23 protein-coding genes are annotated in these 22,941 nt (G+C 37.7%); all 23 read left to right on the top strand.

The genetic code is table 11. The annotated features are described in order from the left end of the window. The first annotated feature begins 314 nt into the window (after positions 1-314). The 23 genes from metG to yabQ all read left to right on the top strand — a co-directional run bounded on the left by metG (position 315) and on the right by yabQ (position 22,940). Entirely contained in the window at positions 315-2,297 is a 1,983-nt protein-coding gene (metG, locus tag N178_RS21735; RefSeq protein WP_045294825.1) for a methionine--tRNA ligase, read from the top strand. Between the two features lie 71 nt (positions 2,298-2,368). Continuing rightward, the gene (locus N178_RS21730) at positions 2,369-3,139 is read left to right on the top strand and encodes a TatD family hydrolase (protein WP_045294824.1); all 771 of its coding nucleotides are present in this window, start codon (positions 2,369-2,371) and stop codon (positions 3,137-3,139) included. A gap of 222 nt (positions 3,140-3,361) precedes the next feature. Continuing rightward, positions 3,362-3,925: a ribonuclease M5 gene (gene rnmV / locus N178_RS21725; RefSeq protein WP_045294822.1), complete on the top strand. Its 564-nt coding sequence runs from the start codon at positions 3,362-3,364 to the stop codon at positions 3,923-3,925. After that, positions 3,919-4,797 carry a 16S rRNA (adenine(1518)-N(6)/adenine(1519)-N(6))-dimethyltransferase RsmA gene (rsmA, locus tag N178_RS21720; RefSeq protein WP_045294821.1) on the top strand — a complete coding sequence of 293 codons (879 nt, stop codon included), beginning with the start codon at positions 3,919-3,921 and terminating at the stop codon, positions 4,795-4,797. Before rnmV ends, rsmA begins: the two co-directional genes overlap by 7 nt. Positions 4,798-4,874: 77 nt before the next feature. Beyond that, positions 4,875-5,747, top strand: coding sequence for a sporulation peptidase YabG (gene yabG, locus N178_RS21715; RefSeq protein WP_025601509.1), 873 nt, complete (start codon positions 4,875-4,877; stop codon positions 5,745-5,747). 273 nt (positions 5,748-6,020) lie between these two features. Continuing rightward, positions 6,021-6,254: a biofilm formation stimulator Veg gene (gene veg, locus N178_RS21710; RefSeq protein WP_013054859.1), complete on the top strand. Its 234-nt coding sequence runs from the start codon at positions 6,021-6,023 to the stop codon at positions 6,252-6,254. Positions 6,255-6,448: 194 nt separating this feature from the next. Continuing rightward, positions 6,449-6,619 carry a small, acid-soluble spore protein, alpha/beta type gene (locus N178_RS21705; protein ID WP_013054860.1) on the top strand — a complete coding sequence of 57 codons (171 nt, stop codon included), beginning with the start codon at positions 6,449-6,451 and terminating at the stop codon, positions 6,617-6,619. 198 nt (positions 6,620-6,817) lie between these two features. After that, on the top strand, positions 6,818-7,687 hold the full coding sequence (gene ispE, locus N178_RS21700; RefSeq protein ID WP_013054861.1) for a 4-(cytidine 5'-diphospho)-2-C-methyl-D-erythritol kinase: 870 nt from the start codon (positions 6,818-6,820) through the stop codon (positions 7,685-7,687). Between the two features lie 56 nt (positions 7,688-7,743). Continuing rightward, positions 7,744-8,565 carry a pur operon repressor gene (purR, locus tag N178_RS21695; RefSeq protein ID WP_013054862.1) on the top strand — a complete coding sequence of 274 codons (822 nt, stop codon included), beginning with the start codon at positions 7,744-7,746 and terminating at the stop codon, positions 8,563-8,565. A gap of 21 nt (positions 8,566-8,586) precedes the next feature. After that, the gene (locus N178_RS21690; RefSeq protein ID WP_045294819.1) at positions 8,587-8,964 is read left to right on the top strand and encodes a RidA family protein; all 378 of its coding nucleotides are present in this window, start codon (positions 8,587-8,589) and stop codon (positions 8,962-8,964) included. 155 nt (positions 8,965-9,119) lie between these two features. Continuing rightward, positions 9,120-9,410: a septation regulator SpoVG gene (gene spoVG / locus N178_RS21685; protein ID WP_013054864.1), complete on the top strand. Its 291-nt coding sequence runs from the start codon at positions 9,120-9,122 to the stop codon at positions 9,408-9,410. A gap of 194 nt (positions 9,411-9,604) precedes the next feature. Further along, positions 9,605-10,984, top strand: a complete 1,380-nt coding sequence (gene glmU / locus N178_RS21680; protein ID WP_014462060.1) for a bifunctional UDP-N-acetylglucosamine diphosphorylase/glucosamine-1-phosphate N-acetyltransferase GlmU — start codon at positions 9,605-9,607, stop codon at positions 10,982-10,984. Between the two features lie 18 nt (positions 10,985-11,002). Further along, positions 11,003-11,956 carry a ribose-phosphate diphosphokinase gene (locus N178_RS21675; protein WP_014462059.1) on the top strand — a complete coding sequence of 318 codons (954 nt, stop codon included), beginning with the start codon at positions 11,003-11,005 and terminating at the stop codon, positions 11,954-11,956. 187 nt (positions 11,957-12,143) lie between these two features. Then, positions 12,144-12,773 (top strand): 50S ribosomal protein L25/general stress protein Ctc, encoded by a 630-nt coding sequence (locus tag N178_RS21670; RefSeq protein ID WP_028412640.1) that lies wholly within the window; start codon positions 12,144-12,146, stop codon positions 12,771-12,773. A gap of 139 nt (positions 12,774-12,912) precedes the next feature. Further along, positions 12,913-13,470, top strand: a complete 558-nt coding sequence (gene pth / locus N178_RS21665; RefSeq protein WP_052942422.1) for an aminoacyl-tRNA hydrolase — start codon at positions 12,913-12,915, stop codon at positions 13,468-13,470. Between the two features lie 59 nt (positions 13,471-13,529). Beyond that, a complete protein-coding gene (locus N178_RS21660; RefSeq protein WP_013054869.1) occupies positions 13,530-13,760 on the top strand; it encodes an anti-sigma-F factor Fin in 231 nt (76 codons plus the stop codon). Positions 13,761-13,829: 69 nt separating this feature from the next. Next, positions 13,830-17,360, top strand: a complete 3,531-nt coding sequence (gene mfd / locus N178_RS21655; RefSeq protein ID WP_045294815.1) for a transcription-repair coupling factor — start codon at positions 13,830-13,832, stop codon at positions 17,358-17,360. 424 nt (positions 17,361-17,784) lie between these two features. Further along, positions 17,785-18,321 carry a stage V sporulation protein T gene (gene spoVT / locus N178_RS21650; protein WP_028412643.1) on the top strand — a complete coding sequence of 179 codons (537 nt, stop codon included), beginning with the start codon at positions 17,785-17,787 and terminating at the stop codon, positions 18,319-18,321. A gap of 229 nt (positions 18,322-18,550) precedes the next feature. Then, positions 18,551-20,155: a putative polysaccharide biosynthesis protein gene (locus N178_RS21645; protein WP_045294814.1), complete on the top strand. Its 1,605-nt coding sequence runs from the start codon at positions 18,551-18,553 to the stop codon at positions 20,153-20,155. Between the two features lie 12 nt (positions 20,156-20,167). Further along, on the top strand, positions 20,168-21,628 hold the full coding sequence (gene yabN / locus N178_RS21640) for a bifunctional methyltransferase/pyrophosphohydrolase YabN (protein ID WP_045294811.1): 1,461 nt from the start codon (positions 20,168-20,170) through the stop codon (positions 21,626-21,628). A gap of 20 nt (positions 21,629-21,648) precedes the next feature. After that, positions 21,649-21,915 (top strand): RNA-binding S4 domain-containing protein, encoded by a 267-nt coding sequence (locus tag N178_RS21635; protein ID WP_013054875.1) that lies wholly within the window; start codon positions 21,649-21,651, stop codon positions 21,913-21,915. Between the two features lie 99 nt (positions 21,916-22,014). Then, a complete protein-coding gene (yabP, locus tag N178_RS21630) occupies positions 22,015-22,320 on the top strand; it encodes a sporulation protein YabP (protein WP_013054876.1) in 306 nt (101 codons plus the stop codon). Then, a complete protein-coding gene (yabQ, locus tag N178_RS21625; RefSeq protein ID WP_045294809.1) occupies positions 22,317-22,940 on the top strand; it encodes a spore cortex biosynthesis protein YabQ in 624 nt (207 codons plus the stop codon). Before yabP ends, yabQ begins: the two co-directional genes overlap by 4 nt. Position 22,941 lies beyond the last annotated feature (1 nt).

The raw sequence follows: 22,941 nt of genomic DNA, 5'->3' as shown, positions 1-22,941 counted from the left end.
AGGGTAAATATATTTCGACATAAAACGACAAAATTAGACCTATTTGTCGTTTTTATCAAAGTGACTTTTTGAATGGGGGTATATTTTATATAAAAATAGGGCGAAGCTGATACAATTAACAGGATTATTTTTTGGAAAAATAACGATTATTTAAAAATGAAGTGAATCCGTCATATTCCCATGTATATAGGAAGAGAATGTTTTGAAATTATCATGTAAAATAGTATGATAGATAGTAGAATAAGAAGACAGGGTTTATATGATTACATCCATATAAATCAAAATGTTGAAATGGAATGTTGGAGGTTATGAACATGGCAGATGGAAATAATACATTTTACATTACTACGCCGATTTATTATCCGAGTGGTAAATTACATATAGGGCACGCATATACGACGGTAGCGGGAGATGCAATGGCTCGTTATAAACGTTTGAGAGGGTTTGACGTACGTTATTTAACAGGTACGGATGAACATGGTCAAAAAATTCAGCGAAAAGCAGAAGAGAAAAACGTGACACCTCAGCAATACGTAGATGATATTGTCTCTGGAATCAAAGAGCTTTGGGATAAGATGGATATTTCGTATGACGATTTTATCCGTACAACAGAACCAAGACATAAAGAAATCGTGGAAAAGATTTTCGCGCGCCTTTTAGAACAAGGTGATATTTATCTTGATGAGTATGAAGGTTGGTACTCAGTTCCCGATGAGACGTACTATACAGAGCATCAACTAGTAGATCCAATCGTTGAAAATGGAAAAGTTGTAGGCGGAAAAAGCCCGGATAGCGGACACCCTGTAGAGCTCGTTCGAGAAGAGTCCTATTTCTTTAAAATGGGGAAATACGTAGATCGTTTACTAGCTTTTTATGAAGAAAACCCTTCATTTATTCAACCAGAATCCCGTAAAAACGAAATGATCAATAATTTTATTAAGCCTGGCCTTGAAGACTTAGCTGTTTCTCGTACGACGTTTGATTGGGGGGTAAAAGTTCCAGGTAACCCAAAACACGTTATTTACGTATGGATTGATGCGCTTTCTAACTATATCACCTCTCTTGGGTATGATACAGAGAACGATGAAAACTATCGAAAATACTGGCCGGCTAACGTACATTTAGTAGGAAAAGAAATCGTACGTTTCCATACTATTTATTGGCCAATCATGTTGATGGCACTTGATTTGCCACTTCCTAAGAAAGTATTTGCTCACGGCTGGTTATTAATGAAAGATGGAAAGATGTCGAAGTCAAAAGGGAATGTAGTAGACCCAGTGACATTGATTGACCGTTATGGATTAGATGCCCTTCGTTACTACTTACTTCGTGAAGTTCCATTCGGTTCAGACGGTGTATTCACACCAGAAGCGTTTGTTGAACGTATTAACTTTGACTTAGCAAATGACCTTGGCAACCTAGTTAATCGTACAGTGGCGATGATTAATAAGTATTTTGATGGTGTTATTCCGACTTATGAAGGAAATGTAACAGAGTTTGATGCACTTATCGTACAAGCTCAAAAAGATACAGTAAATAAATATGAAGAAGCGATGGAGGATATGGAGTTTTCAGTGGCTCTTGCTTCTATCTGGCAATATGTAAGCCGCACGAATAAATACATTGATGAAACGCAGCCTTGGGCGTTAGCAAAAGATGAGAATAAGCGTGCAGAACTTGCTTCCGTTATGACACATCTAGCTGAATCAATTCGTCACATTGCTGTATTACTACAGCCATTCTTAACACGTACACCTGAGAAAATTTTTGCTCAGATCGGTGTAAAAGAAGGTGTGTTAAAAACGTGGGAAAGCACGACGCGCTTTAATATGCTTAAAGAAGGCACAAAAGTAGAAAAAGGTGAGCCAATGTTCCCTCGTCTAGATCGAGAAGAAGAGGTAGCATTTATTAAAGAGCAGATGCAAGGAAGTGCTCCGAAAGAAGAAAAACCTGTTATAAAGGAAGAGCCTTCTGAAGAGATTACGATTGATGATTTCATGAAAGTAGAGCTTCGTGTAGCGCAAGTTACGCAAGTAGAACCAGTTAAAAAGGCAGATAAACTATTAAAGCTGCAGCTTGATCTTGGCTATGAAAAACGCCAAGTTGTATCAGGTATTGCCAAGTTTTATAAGCCTGAAGAATTAGTAGGTCGCAAAGTAATTTGTGTAACCAACTTAAAACCTGTAAAACTGCGCGGCGAACTATCACAAGGAATGATTTTAGCGGGTGAAGATGAGAATGGTCTTTCACTAGCAAGCGTAGATCAAAACTTAGCAAACGGCACGAAGATAAAATAAGTATAGGTAAAAGGGGTGTTTCACGTGTAACATGCGAGGACCCCCTTTTATTCATGGAAAGGATCGATTAGATGTTGTTTGATACACATGTTCATTTAAACGCAGAACAGTATGAAGATGATTTGCAAGAAGTAATTAATCGCGCGTTAGAAAAAGGTGTTCAAAACATGGTGGTTGTTGGATTTGATGAACCTACCATTAAAAAAGCTATTCAAATAGCTGAAACGTACGAATTTATCTATGCTAGTGTAGGATGGCATCCAGTAGATGCAATTGATATGACGGATGAGCACTTAGCTTGGATTGAAGAGTTAGCTCAGCATCCGAAAGTTGTGGCTTTAGGAGAGATGGGATTAGACTATCATTGGGATAAATCACCTAAAGAGGTTCAAAAGGACGTATTTCGCCGTCAAATTCGCTTAGCGCGCAAAGTGAATTTACCTATCATTATTCATAATCGTGATGCAACGGAAGACGTAGTAACAATTTTAAAAGAAGAGCATGTAGAAGAAGTAGGCGGGATTATGCATTGCTTCACGGGCAGTATTGAAGTAGCGAAGCAGTGTATGGATATGAATATGTATATTTCTTTTGGTGGACCTGTTACATTTAAAAATGCAAAAAAACCAAAAGAAGTTGCTGCAGAACTTCCTTTAGATAAACTATTAATTGAAACAGACTGTCCTTATCTAACTCCTCATCCATTCCGCGGCAAGCGCAATGAACCTGGTTATGTGTCATACGTAGCGGAGCAAATTGCAGAGTTAAAAGGGATAACGTATGAAGAATTGGCTGATATTACAACAGCTAACGCCAAAAAGCTATTTGGCATTAATGATTAAAACTTTTTCTCATATAACAATCATTTTCGTGTTAAAGTAAAGATAGGCGCAGAGGAGAATGTTATCCTCTGCCTTTTTCAGTTAAAATAACAGATAGTGCTTTTTAATTTAGTTGATAATAAGATAAAACGTTGATTTCATAGAAGAAAAATGATGTGAGTGACGAGCATTTCATTTTTACTGAAAAGCAAATGAACAAAACTGAATGTTTTGGAGGAAGAAATGAAGATTAAAGAAATTATTGTAGTAGAAGGTCGGGACGACACTGTAGCGATTAAACGTGCAGTGGATGCAGATACCATCGAGACAAATGGATCAGCTGTAAATGAAGAAACCATCGAAAAAGTAAAATTAGCTCAAAAAACAAGAGGCGTGATTATTTTTACAGATCCAGATTACCCAGGACAGCGAATTCGAAATATTGTTTCAGAACGTGTTCCAGGATGTAAACATGCATTTTTAGATAAAGAAGAGGCTCGCCCTAAAAACGGCAAAGGTATTGGAGTTGAACATGCTTCTATTGCGTCTATTCAAAAAGCACTAAAAGATGTAAAGCAAGAGTGGGTAGAAGCAGATATGGAGATTTCTCAAGAGGATTTAATCGTAGCTCGTTTGGTAGGAGATAGTCAAGCCAAGTCTAGACGTGAAAGAATAGGAAAGTTATTAAAAATAGGCTATGCCAACGGAAAGCAGCTCCATAAACGATTACAGATGTTCCAAATTTCAAAAGAGGAGTTTATCAAAGCTGTTGAGCAGATAAATAAGGAGGAAAAGGAATCGTGTTAAAAGATATTGCAACGCCTAATCGAACCAAGGAAATTTTAAAGAAATACGGTTTTACATTTAAAAAGAGTTTGGGACAAAATTTTTTAATTGATACGAACATTTTACATCGTATTGTTGATCATGCAGAAATAACAGAAGAAACGGGAGCAATTGAAATTGGACCTGGTATCGGAGCGTTAACTGAACAGCTAGCAAAGCGCGCAAAAAAAGTACTGGCATTTGAAATCGACCAGCGTCTGCTTCCGATTTTAGCCGATACTCTTTCTCCTTACCCAAATGCAAAAGTTATTCATCAAGATGTGTTAAAAGCGGATTTAAAAGAGACGCTCGAACAAGAATTCGAAAACATAGAAGATTTAATGGTCGTTGCGAATTTACCGTATTACGTGACGACACCAATTTTGATGAAATTATTAGAGGAGCAAATTCCGGTACGGGGAATCGTTGTTATGCTTCAAAAAGAAGTTGCCGACCGTATAGCAGCTAAACCGGGAACAAAAGAGTACGGGTCACTTTCTATTGCGATTCAATACTATACAGAGGCTGAGACGGTTATGATTGTGCCTAAAACAGTATTTAATCCGCAGCCTAATGTAGATTCAGCTGTTATTCGGCTGCTGAGAAGACCGAAGCCAGCGGTAGAAGTACAAGATGAAGCATTCTTCTTCCAAGTTGTACGAGCAAGTTTTGGACAGCGCCGAAAAACCATTTTAAACAATCTAGTGAACAACTTGCCAAATGGGAAGCAGAAAAAAGCGGACATTGAGCAAGCACTTGCAACTGCTGAAATTGATCCGAAAAGAAGAGGCGAAACGCTGTCTATTCAAGAATTCGGAACGTTAAGTGACCAACTTTTAAAATCATTTCGCTAAATCATCACATTTTTATCATGAAGTCATAGGCTATGAAGAGAATTTATTTTTGAAGTAGCAAAGACGGAGTGAAGCATATGAACATCAAAATTGGTGATATAGTTACACGACCTTCTTATCAAAGAGATTTGCTTTTTCGTGTTATAGCTATTAATGACAGCGAAGCGGGGAAATATGCGACTTTAATAGGAGAAGACGTTCGGTTGATTGCCGACGCTCCTTGTACAGATCTAGAGGTTGTGGATGCTAAAGAACAGGATCAAAGAAAAAAACAAGAAGAAGAACTTTTAGAAAGATCCTTGGAGCTTATTCAACAGGATTATCGGCTCGTTCGAGAGAAAACTGAATATAGCATGACAAATGGATACAGCCATTCACATCGCTTATTTCAAATTCCAGGAAAGGTCCTGCACGTAGACGGAGACCCTAATTATTTACGTAAATGTTTGTTAGTTTACGAAAAAATTGGTGTTCCTGTTTATGGTGTTCATTGCGTAGAGTCAGAAATGCCGGAGAAAGTTGGAAAGCTAATTGAGGATGTAAGACCCGATATTCTGGTGCTGACAGGGCATGATGCCTATTCTAAAGGAAAAGGAAATAAAGATGATCTCCTTGCTTATAGACATTCCAAGCACTATATTCAAACAGTCCAAGAAGCAAGAAAAAGAGTTGGTAATTTAGATCAGCTGGTGATTTTTGCAGGTGCCTGTCAATCGCATTTTGAATTATTGATTCAAGCTGGAGCAAACTTTGCTAGTTCACCTTCGCGTGTAAATATTCATGCGCTTGACCCTGTGTATGTAGTAGCAAAACTAAGTTTTACTCCTTTCACGGATCGTATTAACGTATGGGACGTCTTACGTAATACATTAACGGGTGCTAAAGGTTTAGGAGGAGTAGAAACAAAAGGGCTGCTTCGCACGGGCATGCCTTATGAAAGCGATGAGTAGAAATAAAAACAACTGGTTACAGCATGTACACGCATGATGTGCAACCAGTTGTTTTTTCGTATGAACCCAAAGTATACGCTTAATTACACAAAATCATTTTCAATATTTGCTAAAGATATACATATTTCGTTGAAAAACGAGCATACTAACAGCGAAATGTAGATTCATGTTGAAAATTATTTATTGACACAATTAGAGATAGATTGTTATAATTTTATGTTTTTGACTATTTTTCTAACATGTGTTATACTATACATAGTGAGGTGGACCAATATGGCGAAAACTTTGTCTGATATTAAGCAAGCGCTGGATTTGCACCTAGGCCAACGATTAACTTTAAAAGCAAACGGTGGTCGTAGAAAAACAGTAGAACGTTCAGGTGTATTAACAGAAACGTACCCATCTGTTTTTATCGTTGAATTAGATCAAGAGGAAAACTCTTTGGAGCGCGTTTCGTATAGTTACGCAGATGTGTTAACGGAAACAGTGCAACTAAAATTTTTCTAAGAATGACATAGGCAATATAGCAAGTGGTGATGAGCAGTGGACATTGGTTTACTGCTTTTTTATTGGTCTTTTTTTCAAATTATATATACATTATTTTTTATACATACTATACATATCGTCCTCGCGTTTCTTATGGAAGTGAGCGAGGAGATTCAGGTTGAAATTTCATTTTATACGTAAAGGAGCCATGTGCAATGTCAAGGCGTAGAGGGATTATGTCATCGAAGCTGAAAGAAGAACTGGCTAAAGAACTTGGTTTTTACGATACTGTACAAGCAGAAGGCTGGGGCGCTATTCGGGCAAAAGACGCAGGTAATATGGTGAAGCGAGCTGTAGAGCTTGCACAGCAGCAGCTAAAGCAATAGCATAGTGAAAACCACTGCTTATACGATTATTTAAAGTGAAATGAGGAAAACCGAAGTGTATAACCGCTTCGGTTTTTTTGTCCCAAAATGAAAGATAAAACAGAGGATTAAACAAAGATGTTTAAATGAACAGCTATATCTTGTTCATTTTATGATAAAATAGCGTTAAACTCGATAAGATGAAGTAGGTGAAGTAAGTTGAAATTAATGGTGAAAGCACCGGCTAAAATAAATTTGTCACTTGATGTGTTACATAAACGCCCAGATGGTTACCATGAAGTTAAGATGATTATGACAACAATTGATTTAGCGGACAGAATTGAACTTTCTGATCGTGAAGATGGACGAATTGTTATTTATTCTCATAATCGCTTTGTTCCAGATGACCAGCGAAATCTCGCTTATCAGGCAGCGCAGATTTTGAAGCGACGTTATAACATTTCAAAAGGTGTAAATATATTAATTGATAAACATATTCCAGTAGCTGCTGGATTAGCTGGAGGCAGCAGTGACGCGGCTGCTACATTACGCGGTTTAAATACGTTATGGGAATTAGGCTTATCATTAGACACACTTGCAGAAATAGGGGCTGAGATTGGCTCTGACGTATCTTTTTGCGTGTACGGAGGGACAGCTCTTGCTACAGGGCGCGGAGAGATTGTAGAGCATATTGAGGCACCTCCAAGCTGCTGGGTGATTTTGGCTAAGCCTGAAATAGGTGTTTCTACAGCAGATGTATATCGCAACTTAAAAATTGAGGAGATGGATCATCCTAAAGTAGATGAGATGGTTCACGCCATACAATCAGGAAATTATGATCAAATGTGTAGCCTTGTCGGAAATGTATTGGAAGCAGTAACGCTGAAAATGCATCCGGAAGTAGCTCTCATTAAAGAACAAATAAAGCGTTTTGGCGCCGATGCTGTACTCATGAGCGGCAGTGGGCCGACTGTATTTGGACTTGTACAGCATGATTCACGTATGCATCGCATTTATAATGGATTACGTGGCTTTTGTGATAAAGTTTATGCAGTTAGGTTACTAGGTGAACGAATAACGCTTGAATAAATCCGTATGTTAATGTTATATTTACATTACAATATTCGGATTTTCAGGAGGATGTTATGAAGTTTCGACGTAGTGGACGATTAATTGATATGACCAACTATTTCATTCAAAACCCTCAGCGCCTTATCCCTCTTACGTATTTTGCAGATAAATATGATTCCGCAAAATCATCTATTAGCGAAGATATGGCGATTATTAAACAAACTTTTGAACAGCAGGGTATCGGAACCTTGGTTACGCTACCAGGGGCTGCCGGCGGAGTTAAATTCATTCCAAAGATGACGAATGAAGAAGCCGGTCAGCTTGTTCAAGAATTATGTGGGTTGATTGAAAAACCTGAGCGTTTATTGCCAGGTGGATATTTATATTTAACTGATATTTTAGGGAACCCTCGCGTTGTGAATAAAATCGGTCGCTTGTATGCATCGCTTTTTGCTAACCGCAAAATCGATGTTGTGATGACTGTAGCAACAAAAGGTATTCCTATTGCGTATGCGGTTGCTCAGTATTTAGACGTGCCCGTTGTTATTGTGCGCAGAGACAGTAAAGTAACTGAAGGATCGACCGTTAGTATTAACTACGTGTCAGGTTCATCTAAGCGCATTCAAACGATGCTGTTAGCTAAAAGAAGTTTAGCGGTGGGGTCAAATGTACTCATCATTGATGATTTCATGAAAGCTGGCGGCACTGTAAATGGAATGGTTAGTTTGCTTGAAGAGTTCGATGCAACTGTTGCTGGTATTGGAGTTTTAGTAGAATCAGAAGATATTGAAGAACGTTTAGTGGATGAGTATGTGTCTCTTGTACAATTAACAGATGTAAATATTAAAGATAAACAAATTCGTGTACAGGAAGGCAATTACTTAAAATATATTTGATCAAGTAAGGGAGAGGAACATATGTTACAGGTTCAAACAAAAAATGCACCGCAAGCTATTGGTCCATATTCACAGGGAATTGTTGTGAATAACTTGTTTTACAGTTCAGGTCAAATTCCACTTCGTCCAGATGGTACGTTGGTCGAAGGCGATGTTCAAGTACAAGCTACTCAAGTATTTGAAAATCTAAAAGCAGTTCTTGAAGAAGCTGGAGCTTCTCTAAATACAGTTGTAAAGGCAACCGTGTTCATTAAAGATATGAACGACTTCACAGCGTTAAATGAAGTCTATGGTGACTACTTCGGCGACCATAAGCCGGCACGTTCATGTGTAGAAGTAGCGAGACTACCTAAAGATGTACTTGTTGAAATTGAAGTTATTGCGCTTGTTAAAGGGTAATTAAATTAACAAATTTCTAACAAAAAGCAAGTAACTTCCAATTGTTCACTTTTTTTGCGAAAATTTTCTAAAAATTTTTTCTGAATAGCAGGAAAACACAAAATTCTGTGGAATTAAGTATGTAAAGCTTCGCATAGAAAAAGGTGGTGAACAAGATGGAAGTAACTGACGTAAGATTACGCCGCGTGAACACTGAAGGACGTATGAGAGCGATTGCTTCAATCACATTAGATGGTGAATTTGTTGTTCATGATATTCGTGTGATTGATGGTAATAATGGCTTATTTGTAGCCATGCCAAGTAAACGTACACCGGATGGTGAGTTCCGTGATATTGCACATCCAATCAATTCAAATACTCGCGGAAAGATTCAAGATGCTGTTTTAGCAGAATATCATCGTTTAGGTGAGGTAGAAGTTGAATTCGAAGAAGCGGGTGCTTCGTAAACATATGATACATTAAGAGTCTACTGAAAAGTAGGCTCTTTTCTTTTTGATTACCACTTATATAATTTCACACCTTTGTAAAACTTTAGCATTACCAAAAAATAAAATTCATGACTTATAAATGATTCCTTGAAATGCTGTCATTTTTGATATAATATTCTTAATGGATAAAAAGGTAAAATTGGAGGCCTGTTATGTCAAAAAGATATGCAGTCATATTGGCAGCTGGTCAGGGTACACGTATGAAGTCATCTTTATATAAAGTGTTACACCCTGTGTGTGGCAAACCGATGGTGCAACACGTAATTGATCAGTTATCACGCTTAGATTTAACAAATTTAATTACAGTTGTAGGTCACGGTGCCGAAAAAGTGAAATCACATGTTGGAGATAAAAGCTTATTTGCTTTACAAGAAGAGCAGTTAGGAACAGCTCATGCAGTAATGCAAGCAGAATCTTTACTTGCACATGAAAAAGGTACGACAATTGTTGTATGTGGAGATACTCCGCTTATTACAGCTGAAACAATTGAATCTTTATTAAAGCATCATGAAGCAACAAATGCAATGGCAACTATTTTAACGGCTCATGCAGAAGATCCAACAGGATATGGACGCATCATTCGAAATGAACAAGGCTCTGTTGAAAAGATTGTTGAGCATAAAGATGCCACAGAACAAGAGCGTCTTGTACAGGAAATTAATACTGGTACGTATTGTTTTGATAATGAGAAATTATTTGAGACACTTTCAAAAGTTTCAAATGATAATGTTCAGGGAGAGTACTATTTACCTGATGTTATCGAAATTCTAAAAAATGAAGGTCAAATTATTTCTGCATATCAAACATCCGATTTTGCTGAAACATTGGGCGTTAATGATCGATTTGCTCTGTCACAAGCAGAAGAAACAATGAAAAAGCGCATCAACAAGCAGCATATGTTAAATGGAGTGACGATTGTGGATCCTTCTAACACGTACATTTCAGCAGATGCTGTCATTGGCAGAGATACGGTTATTTATCCTGGTACGGTTATTCAAGGAACAGTTGTAATTGGAGAGAATTGTGAAGTAGGACCTAACAGTGAAATTAAAGACTGCAAAATAGGTAATAATACTTCTATTCGCCATTCTGTTGCTCACGATAGTGAAATTGGTCACGAAGTCACAATTGGCCCATTTGCACATATTCGTCCTCAATCATTAATTGGAGATGAAGTGCGCGTAGGAAACTTTGTAGAAATTAAAAAAGCATCTTTTGGCAAAGGTAGCAAAGCTTCTCATTTAAGTTATATTGGAGACGCAGAGGTCGGAAAAGGTGTAAACTTAGGGTGCGGATCTATTACAGTTAACTACGATGGGAAAAATAAATTTTTAACAAAGATTGAAGATGGGGCATTCGTAGGATGTAACTCAAACTTAATTGCACCTGTAACAATTGGCGAAGGCGCCTATGTTGCAGCTGGTTCAACCGTAACGGATGATGTGCCGGGAAAAGCATTATCAATTGCTCGTGCAAAACAAGTAAATAAAGAAAACTATGCTGAAAAGCTTGATATTAATAAAAAATCCTGACGGAGGTTTCACAATAAAATGTCAAATGTATATGCTGATGAAAATTTAAAGTTATTTACGCTAAATTCAAACAAGGCTTTAGCTGAAGAGATCGCAAAAGTAATTGGTGTGGAATTAGGTAAATGTTCGGTTGATCGTTTCAGTGACGGTGAAATTCAAATTAACATTGAAGAAAGTATCCGTGGTTGTGATGTATTTATCATTCAATCAACAAGTGCTCCAGTTAACGAACACTTAATGGAATTATTAATTATGATTGATGCATTAAAACGTGCATCAGCTAAAACAATTAACATCGTTATGCCTTACTATGGCTATGCTCGTCAGGATCGTAAAGCTCGTGCACGTGAACCAATCACTGCCAAATTAGCAGCAAATATCATTGAAAAAGCGGGAGCTACTCGTATTATCACATTAGATTTACATGCTCCTCAAATTCAAGGTTTCTTCGATATTCCAATTGACCATTTAGTAGGTGTGCCAATTTTAGGTGAATACTTCAAGAGTAAAAACCTTGATGACGTTGTTGTTGTATCTCCGGACCACGGTGGCGTAACGCGTGCTCGCCGTTTAGCGGAACGTCTAAAAGCGCCGATCGCTATCATTGACAAACGTCGCCCACGTCCAAACGTAGCAGAAGTTATGAACATTGTTGGACAAGTGGAAGGAAAAACAGCAATCTTGATTGATGACATGATTGATACAGCTGGTACAATTACAATTGGTGCAAGTGCATTAATTGAAGCAGGTGCAAAAGAAGTATATGCTTGTTGTACACACCCGGTTCTTTCAGGCCCTGCGATTGAGCGTATTCAAAACTCTACAATCAAAGAGCTAGCTGTAACAAACTCTATTGCTTTAACAGAAGATAAGAAAATTGGTAAAGTAACAGAACTTTCAGTAGCTCCGTTAATTGGTGAAGCGATTATTCGTGTTCACGAAGAGCAATCAGTTAGTACGTTATTTGATTGATAAACAGAACCTCTTTCCGAATGGAAAGAGGTTTTTTTTGAAAAAAATTAAATGTGCTAATCCCTGATTTTAAAGGGATTTGGACGGGGTGAGCAAAGATATATTGCTGATTGAAACGAGTTTTATGTTTAGCAGCCTTCTAAAAAGGGTACATTTTAAGTAGAAAACATACTGGAAGGTGAATAAAATGAGTATTTCAATTCAAGCAAATAAAAGAACGGATTTTAAAAATTCTACAAATAGAAAAATTCGCGACGAAGGAAACTTCCCAGCGGTTGTTTACGGAAATAAAACAGAATCCACACCTATTTACTTAAACAGTGCTGATTTTATTAAGACTATTCGTGAAGCAGGACGCAATGGAGTGTTAACATTACAAGTGGACAAGCAAAAATATTCCGTAATGTTACATGATATTCAAACCGATCCATTAAAAAACGAAATTGTCCACGCCGATTTCCAAGTGGTCGACATGAAGAAAGAAATTGATACTGAAGTTTCTTTATCTCTAGTGGGAGAAGCAAAAGGAACAAAAGAAGGCGGCGTATTACAGCAGTCTCTATATGAAATTTCATTAAAAGGCTTGCCGCAAGATATCCCATCATCTATCGATGTAGATGTATCAGATTTGGGAATTAACGATACAATTACAGTAGGGGATATTAAGGTAGATAAAAAGCTAGAAATTACGCATGATGCAGAAGATACAGTTGCTTCTGTACTACCTCCTCAACAGGAAGAAGAGCCGGACAGCGGCGAAGTTCAGGATGCTGAAGGCGATGTTGAAGCAACAAAAGAAAAAGATAGCGAAGAATAATATAAAAAGACGTAACCAAAAGGTTACGTCTTTTTGTGTGAATTGATTATAATAAAAGTGATACTATATAGTAATGTAAAACATTAAAGACATTTACCTATTATGTACAACTTACATAGAGTGGAAAGGAGTATCTATTTTGAAATTAATCGTTGGTTTAGGGAATCCTGGAAAAGAATATGACCGTACTCGCCATAACATAGGATTTATGGCAATTGATAAAATTGCCGAACAGTTTATGATTTCATTAGATAAAACAAAGTTTAACGGAATATATGGAACAGGTATAATAAGAGGAGAAAAAGTCATATTATTAAAGCCTCTAACATATATGAATTTATCAGGAGAAAGTATTCGCCCGTTAATGGACTATTTTGATATAGACGTCGAAGACTTGCTTGTTATTTACGATGACTTAGATTTACCGTGCGGAAAAGTAAGATTGCGTACAAAAGGAAGTCCAGGCGGCCATAATGGAATAAAATCAATTATTCAGCATTTAAAAACCCAAGAGTTTAACCGAATTCGTATTGGAATTGATCGTCCGAAAAACGGTATGAAAGTAGTTGACTATGTACTAGGACGCTTTACAGAAGATGAAATGGTTCATATGGAAGAAGCGATGAAAACGTCTGTGCACGCGAGTGAAGACTTTTTAGGTAAAACGTTCTTAGAAGTAATGAATCGCTATAATTAAGCGGAATAAAATTTCTCTCAATCGTCCATACTAACACTAAAAGATTTGGGAGGATTTGTATGTCTATTCATTATTTCTGTAGACATTGTGGCGCAAAAGTCGGTATGATAGAAAAGACAGCTCACAATACAGAAGCACTCGGTTTTAATCACCTGACCGCAGATGAACGAAAAGACTTTATTCACTACCATAATAGTGGAGACATCGTGGTTAAAATTATTTGTGAAGACTGTCAAGAAGCGCTAGAACGAAATCCAGACTATCATCAGTACGAAACATTTATACAATAAAAAGCTTTGGTCTCAAACCAAAGCGTTTTTCTGTTTAGTTTAGACATATCATGGGAGGAGGGAATTCCTTTGCGAGGGATTAGACAGCAATTTGAAGAAAATAAAGAAATTGGAGCTGTTGTCAGCAGTTTAGAAGAAGGTTTGAAAGAACAGTTAGTAACGGGAATTTCCGGTTCAGCTCGATCTGTATTAATGGCACTCTTAAATGAGGATAAAAAATACCCCTTATTAGTAGTGACTCATAATTTATATCAAGCCCAAAAAGTGTATGAAGACCTTTTACACCTTTTACCGGAAAAAGACGTTTTCTTATACCCTGTTAACGATTTAGTTGCTACAGAAGTGGGGATTGCAAGTCCAGAATTAAAGGCTCAGCGAATTGAAGTACTCAATTATTGGAGTCAACATACAGGTGGAGTAGTTGTAACGCCGCTTGCAGGGATTCGAAAGCTGCTACCTCCTAAAGCAAGATGGGAGCAAACGCAGCTGCCGTTTCAAATGGGAATTGACATCGACGTTGATCATTATTTAAAAAGGTTAGTTGAGTTGGGCTATGAGCGGGCATCGATGGTTTCAGCTCCGGGTGAGTTTAGTGTGCGCGGAGGAATCATTGACATCTATCCGTTAACAGAAGAGCTACCTGTCCGAATTGAACTATTTGATACGGAGATTGATTCCATTCGTACTTTTACAATCGAGGATCAACGCTCTCAAGAGCAGTTAAAAGAAATTTCAATCGGTCCTGCTACGGAAATCATTGTGAACCAAAATGAAGTGGCCCAAGGAATTGAAGAACTAGAAGCACAGCTGGCTTCGACGCTGCAACAAGTAAAAAACGCAGCGCTAAAAGCTACCTTAACAGAAAATATTAAAGGTGAAATCGAACAGCTGCGTCAAGGTCAGCTTCTTGAAAATATGTTCAAGTATTTATCATTCTTCTACGAATCGCCTGCTAGTTTACTAGATTATTTACCAGAAGGCGGCCTTGTCATCTTTGATGAAACCACTCGAATTCAAGAAACGTCTGATCAGCTTGAAACAGAGGAAGCTGAATGGATAACTGAATTATTAGGACAGGGGCAAATTGTTCGAGACGTTCAATTATCTCATAAGCTCCCATCTCTTATTCAGCGAGCAAAACATCAGTTTTTATACTTATCGTTATTTTTGAAGCACGTATCGTATACGAGTCCGCAAAATATTATTAATATTTCATGTAAGCAGATGCAGCAGTTTTACGGCCAAATGAACTTATTAAAAAGTGAAATTGAACGTTGGAAAAATGCTAATTATACGGTAGTCCTCTTAGGAGCAGATAAAGAGCGCGTGAAAAAACTTGAAGGTGTGCTAGCAGATTATGATATTGATTCATCTATTTTAGATGGAAATGGTCAGCTTGTGCCAGGTCTTGTTCAAATTATTGAAGGCGATTTACAAATGGGCTTTGAACTGCCGATGCAAAAATTAGCTGTTTTAACCGAGGAAGAATTGTTTAAAAAACGGGTAAAGAAATCAAAGCGTCGTCAAAAGCTTTCCAATGCAGAACGTATTAAAAGCTATTCAGAGTTAAACGTAGGTGACTATGTCGTTCACGTGAACCACGGTATTGGCCGTTATTTAGGAATGGAAACGTTAGAGATTAACGGTAACCATAAAGATTATATCCATATCAAATATGAAGGCTCTGACAAGCTGTACGTTCCTGTTGAACAGATTGATCAAGTACAAAAATATGTAGGCTCTGAAGGGAAAGAGCCAAAAGTATATAAACTTGGCGGAAATGACTGGAAGAAAGTGAAACGAAAAGTTGAGTCTTCTGTTCAAGACATCGCTGATGACTTAATTAAACTGTATGCAGAGCGTGAAGCAAGTAAAGGTTATGCATTTTCCCCGGATGGCGATTTACAAAGAGAATTTGAAACAGCTTTCCCTTATCAAGAAACCGAAGATCAGCTTCGTTCTGTACAAGAAATTAAAAAGGATATGGAACATGAAAGACCAATGGATCGTTTGCTTTGTGGAGATGTTGGATATGGAAAAACAGAAGTAGCCATTCGTGCTGCGTTTAAAGCTGTGACAGATGGAAAACAAGTGGCTATTTTAGTGCCAACCACTATTTTAGCTCAGCAGCACTATGAAACCATCCGTGAGCGTTTTCAAGACTATCCAATCAACATTGGGCTATTGAGCCGCTTTCGCAGCCGTAAACAGCAGCAGGAAACAATTAAAGGGCTAAAAAACGGGACCGTAGATGTAGTGATTGGTACGCATCGTTTACTATCTAAAGACGTGATTTATAAAGATTTAGGGTTGTTAGTTATCGATGAAGAGCAGCGTTTTGGTGTAACGCACAAGGAAAAAATCAAGCAAATGAAAGCAAACGTTGATGTCCTTACACTTACGGCAACACCTATTCCACGAACATTACATATGTCTATGTTGGGCGTAAGGGATTTGTCTGTTATTGAAACGCCGCCTGAAAATCGTTTTCCGGTTCAAACATATGTAGTGGAGTATAATCCGGTTCTAGTTCGTGAAGCGATTGAGCGCGAGTTAGCACGTGATGGCCAAGTTTACTTTTTATATAATCGCGTAGAAGATATTGAACGAAAAGCAGAAGAAATTTCGATGCTCGTGCCTGATGCTAGGGTAACGTATGCTCACGGAAAAATGAATGAAACAGAACTCGAAGCGGTTATTTTAAGCTTTTTAGAAGGCGAATATGACGTTATTGTTAGTACAACTATTATCGAAACAGGAGTAGATATTCCAAATGTAAATACGCTCATTGTCAACAATGCTGATAAGATGGGATTATCACAACTGTATCAATTAAGAGGGCGCGTAGGTCGTTCAAATCGCGTGGCATATGCGTACTTTACGTATCATAAAGACAAAGTACTGACAGAAGTAGCTGAAAAGCGTCTGCAAGCTATTAAAGAATTCACCGAATTAGGTTCTGGTTTTAAAATTGCTATGCGTGATCTTTCAATACGTGGCGCCGGAAACTTACTGGGTGCTCAGCAGCATGGATTTATCGATTCTGTCGGTTTCGATCTCTACTCACAAATGCTTAAAGAAGCGATAGAGGAAAGACGCGGGTCTGACGGAGAAAGTGTGAAATTTAATGTGGAAATGAATCTGGACTTAGACGCGTATATCCCTGATCAGTACATTACAGACGGCCGCTTGAAAATTGAGATGTATAAGCGCTTTAGAGGAATTGAAGCACTAGAGGATATTCAAGAATTGCAAGATGAAATGATTGATCGTTTTGGAGAGTATCCGGCTGAGGTTGAGTATTTGTTTAAAGTAGCTGAAACAAAAGTATATGCAACGCAGAACTTAGTAGAATCTATTCTTCAGTCAAAACAAGAAATTTCTATTCTGCTTTCTGAAGAAGCGAGCTCAACGATAGACGGCCAAAAGTTATTCATGCTAGGTGATCAATTTGGCAGAATGGTCAGCTTAGGTATGGAAGGCAAGAAAGTAAAATTAGTGGTTAACGTAAAAGGACTTGCTCAAAAAGAATGGCTCAATATTGTGTATCAGTTAGTAAAAGGAGTAGCCACTGTTAAAAAAGAACAAGTTACGAATTAAAGCAGGCAAGGACAAAAGTATTTTAGTTAAAGGAAAATCCGAACGATGAATTGAGGTTCTTGGTAAAGAATCCAACTCGTTCGGATTTTTTTATTGATATGGTGAACGCAAGTTTCATGTATATGGCTCCTTCTAGCTGGTGATTGGGGGGCAATACGAAGACTCCTGCGGGATAGGTTTAGTTAGTTATGTCCCAGCCTCTTTTGTATAGTCAAAATAAAAATATCCAAATCCCCATGTTTTGGCGGTTTTTTGGACATTTTTTTAATAAAAGCACACTTTTTAACAAAAAAAGAGATGGTTGGTGAATAGAAGTTGTAGAGTGAAGAATACTAACCTCAACAAAGGTGAACCTTTTATCATATAGCCATCAGTGATATTCACCAACTATTTTAATCATCATATGAAAGAGAGGCTTCAATGAATGAAAGCAACAGGTATTGTTCGTCGTATTGATGATTTGGGTCGCGTTGTGATTCCAAAAGAAATTAGAAGAACACTTCGCATCCGAGAGGGAGACCCGCTAGAGATTTTCGTCGATCGCGATGGAGAAGTTATTTTAAAGAAATATTCGCCAATTAGTGAACTAGGAGATTTTGCAAAAGAGTATGGCGAAGCGCTATACGATAGCTTAGGTCATCCTGTACTTATTTGTGACCGCGATGTATTTATTGCGGTAGCAGGAAGCTCTAAAAAAGAATACTTAAATAAAAACATTAGTTCTTTAGTAGAATCTGTTATGGAAAGTCGCAGTTCTTCTTTAGTAACTGATGGGAAAAACCTTGAATTTGTCGATGGATACGAAGAAAATATTTCTTCTTACACAATCGGTCCGATTATTGCAAATGGAGATCCGATTGGAGCCGTTGTCATTTTCTCAAAAGAGAAGTCTCTTGGTGAAGTAGAGCATAAAGCAGCCGAAACGGCAGCTAGCTTCTTATCTCGTCAAATGGAGCAGTAAGCGTAATTATCTTTATTTTACATTATTTACTGAAAAGGTAGCAGTTTCTGCTGCCTTTTTTCATGCTGTCTTACCTTAGAAATAAAGAGAACATGATATAATGGTACGGTATTTTATTTATTGGAAAGTGCAGGATGTTTTATAAGAACAAAGCTCTATTCTATTGCGGTTAGCGGCTAATAAAAAGAGCTGTTCACATCATTACAAGCTGCAGGTGAAAGGTGTAGGAATGCAGAAACAATCAAAGCTCTATTCTATTTTTAACGGCGCTATTATTTTAACGCTCGCAGGTTTATTTACGAAAATCTTAAGTGCCACTTATCGTATTCCATATCACCATATTGCGGGAGATATAGGGTTTTATATCTATCAGCAAGTTTATCCGCTATATGGAATTGCGCTACAGCTAGGTACATATGGTTTCCCTGTAATTATTTCAAAGTTAGTAGCTGATTATGCGGCAACAAATCGGAGAAAGGAAATACGGGGAATACTTCAAGTTTCGTTTGCTTTTTTGTTTGTAGTAGGCTGCACGATATTTGCGTTCCAATATATCTTTGCAGAAACAATCGCCGAATGGATGGGAGATCGGGAGTTAACGATTCTCATTCAAATTATTTCATTTTCCTTTTTATTTATTCCGTTTATTGCTGTTATTCGTGGTTATTATCAAGGATTATATAATATGTTTCCTACAGCGCTGTCTCAAATCGCAGAACAAGTTGTGCGAGTAGGGACTATTTTGTATCTATCTATTTTCTTTGTGCACCATGGGTATGGTCCTTATACTACGGGGGCTGGAGCAATTTTTGGCTCCATAACAGGCGGTCTAACATCTCTTATTGTTTTGTTTTTATTTGTTTTTAGAACAAAGACAAATTCTAAGGGAATGTTTCAACGTATAAAGAAAGCAGACGTCAAAAAAATAGTAAAAGTCCTGGTTATTCAAGGTTTATTAATTTGTGTTAGCGGTATGGGTCTGCTGTTTATCCAGCTTATTGACTCCTTTACTTTATATTCTAGTCTAACGGCGCACGGCATGGCTGAAGAAGCAGCACAAATTTTAAAAGGTATTTACGACCGCGGTCTTCCGTTGATTCAATTAGGTACAGTAGTAGGTACAGCTTTTTCGCTTTCGCTTGTACCCGTTATTTCTTCAGCAATTGCGAAAAAGAACCTTTCATTTGTGGTTGAAAAAGTTCAGCTGTCTCTCCGTCTATCGCTTGTAGTCGGAGTTGGAGCAGCTTTTGGCTTGATTGCGCTGATGAAACCCATTAATATGCTTCTATACGGTGACTCCCACGGAACGGACGTTTTACAAATTTTGAGCTTGTTAGTTATATTTACAACCGTAGCAGCAACTGCTGGAGCTGTGCTGCAGGGGATGGGAGCTGTTTTCGCACCTGTAATAGCCGTCATCGCTGGCATGACGGTTAAACTGATATTGAATCTTTGGCTAATACCAGATTTTCAAACCGTAGGAGCAGCCATTGCTTCCTCTGCTGGATTCGCTATTGTTGCAGCAATCAATCTATTTTGTCTGTATAAAAAGCTAGCTGTGCCTCTTGTTCCGAAAAAGGCGAGTGGAGGTATTTTTATAACAGGCATAGCAATGGTCGTTCTTTTGCAAAGCTATTTATTTTGTTTACATCACTTTGTATGGTCTAATGGTTTAGATACAAGCAAACAAGTGGTTGAAACAGGAGCTGGTGTTTTAATAGGCGGTTTGTTTTATTTGTTTATCATTATGAAACAACATATTTTTACCGAAGAGGAATTACGTTTACTTCCAATGGGAAGTGTTTTAGCTAAATATGTATTAAAAAATAAATAAGAAGGTGAAGCAATGACAGGTAAAGTAACAGTTATTGGTTTAGGAGCAGGCGATTTAGAGCAGCTACCTGTAGGTATCTATCGCTTGCTACAGCAGGAAAAGCATATTTATATGCGCACAAAAGAACATCCTGTAATCAAAGAGTTAGAAAGTGAAGGTTTAACGTATGTATCCTATGATGACGTATACGAATCTCATGATGCATTTGAAGAGGTATATGAACATATATCAAATGATTTAATCGATAAAGCTTCAATAGAAGAAGTGGTGTATGCCGTTCCCGGGCACCCTTTAGTGGCAGAACGTACGGTTCAATTACTTTTACAAAAAGGAAAAGAATGCAGCATTCCTGTTGAAATTAAAGGGGGACAAAGCTTCTTAGACCCAATTTTTGGGGCATTAAAGATTGATCCTATTGAAGGGTTTCAGCTGCTAGACGGAACAGATTTAAAGCGAAACGAAATAGAATTAACGGGTCATGTTCTAATTGCTCAAGTGTACGATCAGTTCGTTGCTTCAGAGGTAAAGCTAACGCTGATGGAACACGTTCCTGATGATTATCTCGTTTACATTGTAACGGCAGCGGGAAGCTGTGAAGAAAAAATCCAGCCGGTCAAGCTGTATGAATTAGATAGAGAAATGTCGCTCAATAACTTAACAACTATCTATGTCCCTCCAGTAGCGGACGAAACAATTTTATACCATCAATTTGACGCATTCAGAAGGATTATTGCCACGCTCAGAGGGCCAAACGGATGTCCTTGGGATCAAAAACAAACGCATGAATCGCTCAAGCGCTATTTGCTAGAAGAGTCTTATGAGTTATTAGATGCAATTGACCGCCAAGATGACGATAATATGATTGAAGAGCTCGGTGATGTACTGCTGCAAGTATTGCTTCATGCACAAATCGGTGAAGATGAAGGAATGTTTTCAATTGATGATGTTATTCGCAGTGTTTCAGAGAAAATGGTAAGACGCCATCCGCACGTATTTGGGGAAGTGAGCGTGAAGGATGCAGATGAGGTCTTAAAAAATTGGGATGAAATCAAAAAAGAAGAAAAAGGAGAGGAACCTTCTTCTCTATTAGCTTCTGTACCCGGGGCTATGCCTTCTTTAATGAAAGCGCACGGGTACCAAAAACAAGCTGCAAAAGTTGGTTTCGATTGGTCAGAAGTTGAACCTATGTGGGAAAAAGTACAGGAAGAACTTGCTGAATTCCAAGAGGAAGTACAGCATGCTGATAAAGAAAAAATGAGCGATGAATTTGGAGATATTTTATTTGCTTTAGTGAATATTGCAAGATTTTATAAAATTGACTCTGAAGCTGCATTAGCTAAAACGAATACAAAATTTTTAAATCGATTTCAATATATTGAAGAAAAAGTGAAAGCTTCTGAAAAATCATTTGAATCTTTTTCGTTAAAAGAGTTAGATGAATTTTGGGAAGAAGCCAAAAAAACAGGTTTGTAAAACAGAAAGGTGAGGGAATTATGAGGTTAGATAAATTTTTAAAAGTATCACGTTTAATTAAGCGCCGTACATTAGCAAAAGAAGTATCAGACAAGGGCCGTATTACGATTAATGGTATCGTCGCAAAAGCAAGCACAAATGTGAAAGTAGGAGATGAATTAGCCATCACATTTGGTACGAAGAAAATTACCGTTAAAATAGAGGCTCTTCAAGAAGCAGCTAAAAAAGAAGAAGCGGCTAATTTGTACTCAATTGTCAAAGAAGAGCGTATTTCATCTGAAGTATAACTGATGAAGGCTTGTTCTAAATCACCTTTCTCATTCATATGTTTTAAACAACAGATAACAAGAGCGAATGCTCTTAATGAATGAGGTGGGGATGAAGATATGAGCCAATTTTACGAAACAAGCAATTCAAACAAAGACCATACTCCAAATCATGATTTAGTGATGAAGGGTCGGCGTCTCTTAGATATCACGGGTGTGAAGCAGGTAGAGAGCTTTGACAATGAGGAATTTTTACTTGAAACAGTGATGGGTTTCTTGTCAGTTAGAGGGCAAAATCTGCAAATGAAAAATTTAGACGTTGATCAAGGAATTGTATCGATAAAAGGAAAAATCTTTGATATAGTTTACTTAGATGAGAACCAATCGGAGAAGGCTAAAGGATTCTTTAGTAAGTTGTTTCGATGAGTTTAAACATTCAGCTCTATACAATGCTTGCGATGGTATCGATGGGAAGCGGTTTAGGTGCTTCTCTCGATACTTATCGTTACTTTGTTAATCGCTCTAAATCACGCCCATGGTTTGTATTTGTGAATGACGTATTGTTTTGGATGGTGCAAGCTCTTCTCATTTTTTATGTGTTGTTTTTAGTGAATGAAGGAGAACTGCGTTTGTATGCGTTTCTTGCTTTGTTTTGCGGCTTTGCCGCGTATCAAAGCTTATTTCAATCACTGTATTTAAAAGTATTAACATTTACTGTCTCGAGCGTATTAAGTTTATATCGAGGTGTTTTAACACTTAGTAATATTTTTTTGGTCAAGCCTATCCGCTTCTTTATTCATATTCTACTTGTAGTCGCTTTAGGGATCTACCGAGCTGTTCATAAGCTGCTCGTATTCTGTCTAAAGCTTATTTACGTACCGGCCAGGTGGGTTCTTTTCGTATTTTGGAGAATGTTGCCTAAACCTGTAAAACGATTTTTACATATGGGTTTTCGGTATATAGAAGGAATTTACAATCGTGCAAAGAATATGATAATGAGAGTCGTTGCATGGGTGAACACTTTAAAAAACAAGGGGGACGACTAAT

The sequence above is a fragment of the Priestia aryabhattai B8W22 genome, assembly GCF_000956595.1.
Lineage (GTDB): Bacteria > Bacillota > Bacilli > Bacillales > Bacillaceae_H > Priestia > Priestia aryabhattai.
This window is presented reverse-complemented; position numbering and strand designations above follow the sequence as displayed.

What these genes read in the sequence shown, in the direction of transcription:
- metG (WP_045294825.1), top strand. Translation starts at nt 315, where the DNA reads ATGGCAGATGGAAATAATACATTTTACATTACTACGCCGATTTATTAT.
- N178_RS21730 (WP_045294824.1), top strand. Translation starts at nt 2,369, where the DNA reads ATGTTGTTTGATACACATGTTCATTTAAACGCAGAACAGTATGAAGAT.
- rnmV (WP_045294822.1), top strand. Translation starts at nt 3,362, where the DNA reads ATGAAGATTAAAGAAATTATTGTAGTAGAAGGTCGGGACGACACTGTA.
- yabG (WP_025601509.1), top strand. Translation starts at nt 4,875, where the DNA reads ATGAACATCAAAATTGGTGATATAGTTACACGACCTTCTTATCAAAGA.
- veg (WP_013054859.1), top strand. Translation starts at nt 6,021, where the DNA reads ATGGCGAAAACTTTGTCTGATATTAAGCAAGCGCTGGATTTGCACCTA.
- N178_RS21705 (WP_013054860.1), top strand. Translation starts at nt 6,449, where the DNA reads ATGTCAAGGCGTAGAGGGATTATGTCATCGAAGCTGAAAGAAGAACTG.
- purR (WP_013054862.1), top strand. Translation starts at nt 7,744, where the DNA reads ATGAAGTTTCGACGTAGTGGACGATTAATTGATATGACCAACTATTTC.
- N178_RS21690 (WP_045294819.1), top strand. Translation starts at nt 8,587, where the DNA reads ATGTTACAGGTTCAAACAAAAAATGCACCGCAAGCTATTGGTCCATAT.
- spoVG (WP_013054864.1), top strand. Translation starts at nt 9,120, where the DNA reads ATGGAAGTAACTGACGTAAGATTACGCCGCGTGAACACTGAAGGACGT.
- glmU (WP_014462060.1), top strand. Translation starts at nt 9,605, where the DNA reads ATGTCAAAAAGATATGCAGTCATATTGGCAGCTGGTCAGGGTACACGT.
- N178_RS21675 (WP_014462059.1), top strand. Translation starts at nt 11,003, where the DNA reads ATGTCAAATGTATATGCTGATGAAAATTTAAAGTTATTTACGCTAAAT.
- N178_RS21670 (WP_028412640.1), top strand. Translation starts at nt 12,144, where the DNA reads ATGAGTATTTCAATTCAAGCAAATAAAAGAACGGATTTTAAAAATTCT.
- N178_RS21660 (WP_013054869.1), top strand. Translation starts at nt 13,530, where the DNA reads ATGTCTATTCATTATTTCTGTAGACATTGTGGCGCAAAAGTCGGTATG.
- spoVT (WP_028412643.1), top strand. Translation starts at nt 17,785, where the DNA reads ATGAAAGCAACAGGTATTGTTCGTCGTATTGATGATTTGGGTCGCGTT.
- N178_RS21645 (WP_045294814.1), top strand. Translation starts at nt 18,551, where the DNA reads ATGCAGAAACAATCAAAGCTCTATTCTATTTTTAACGGCGCTATTATT.
- yabN (WP_045294811.1), top strand. Translation starts at nt 20,168, where the DNA reads ATGACAGGTAAAGTAACAGTTATTGGTTTAGGAGCAGGCGATTTAGAG.
- N178_RS21635 (WP_013054875.1), top strand. Translation starts at nt 21,649, where the DNA reads ATGAGGTTAGATAAATTTTTAAAAGTATCACGTTTAATTAAGCGCCGT.
- yabP (WP_013054876.1), top strand. Translation starts at nt 22,015, where the DNA reads ATGAGCCAATTTTACGAAACAAGCAATTCAAACAAAGACCATACTCCA.
- yabQ (WP_045294809.1), top strand. Translation starts at nt 22,317, where the DNA reads ATGAGTTTAAACATTCAGCTCTATACAATGCTTGCGATGGTATCGATG.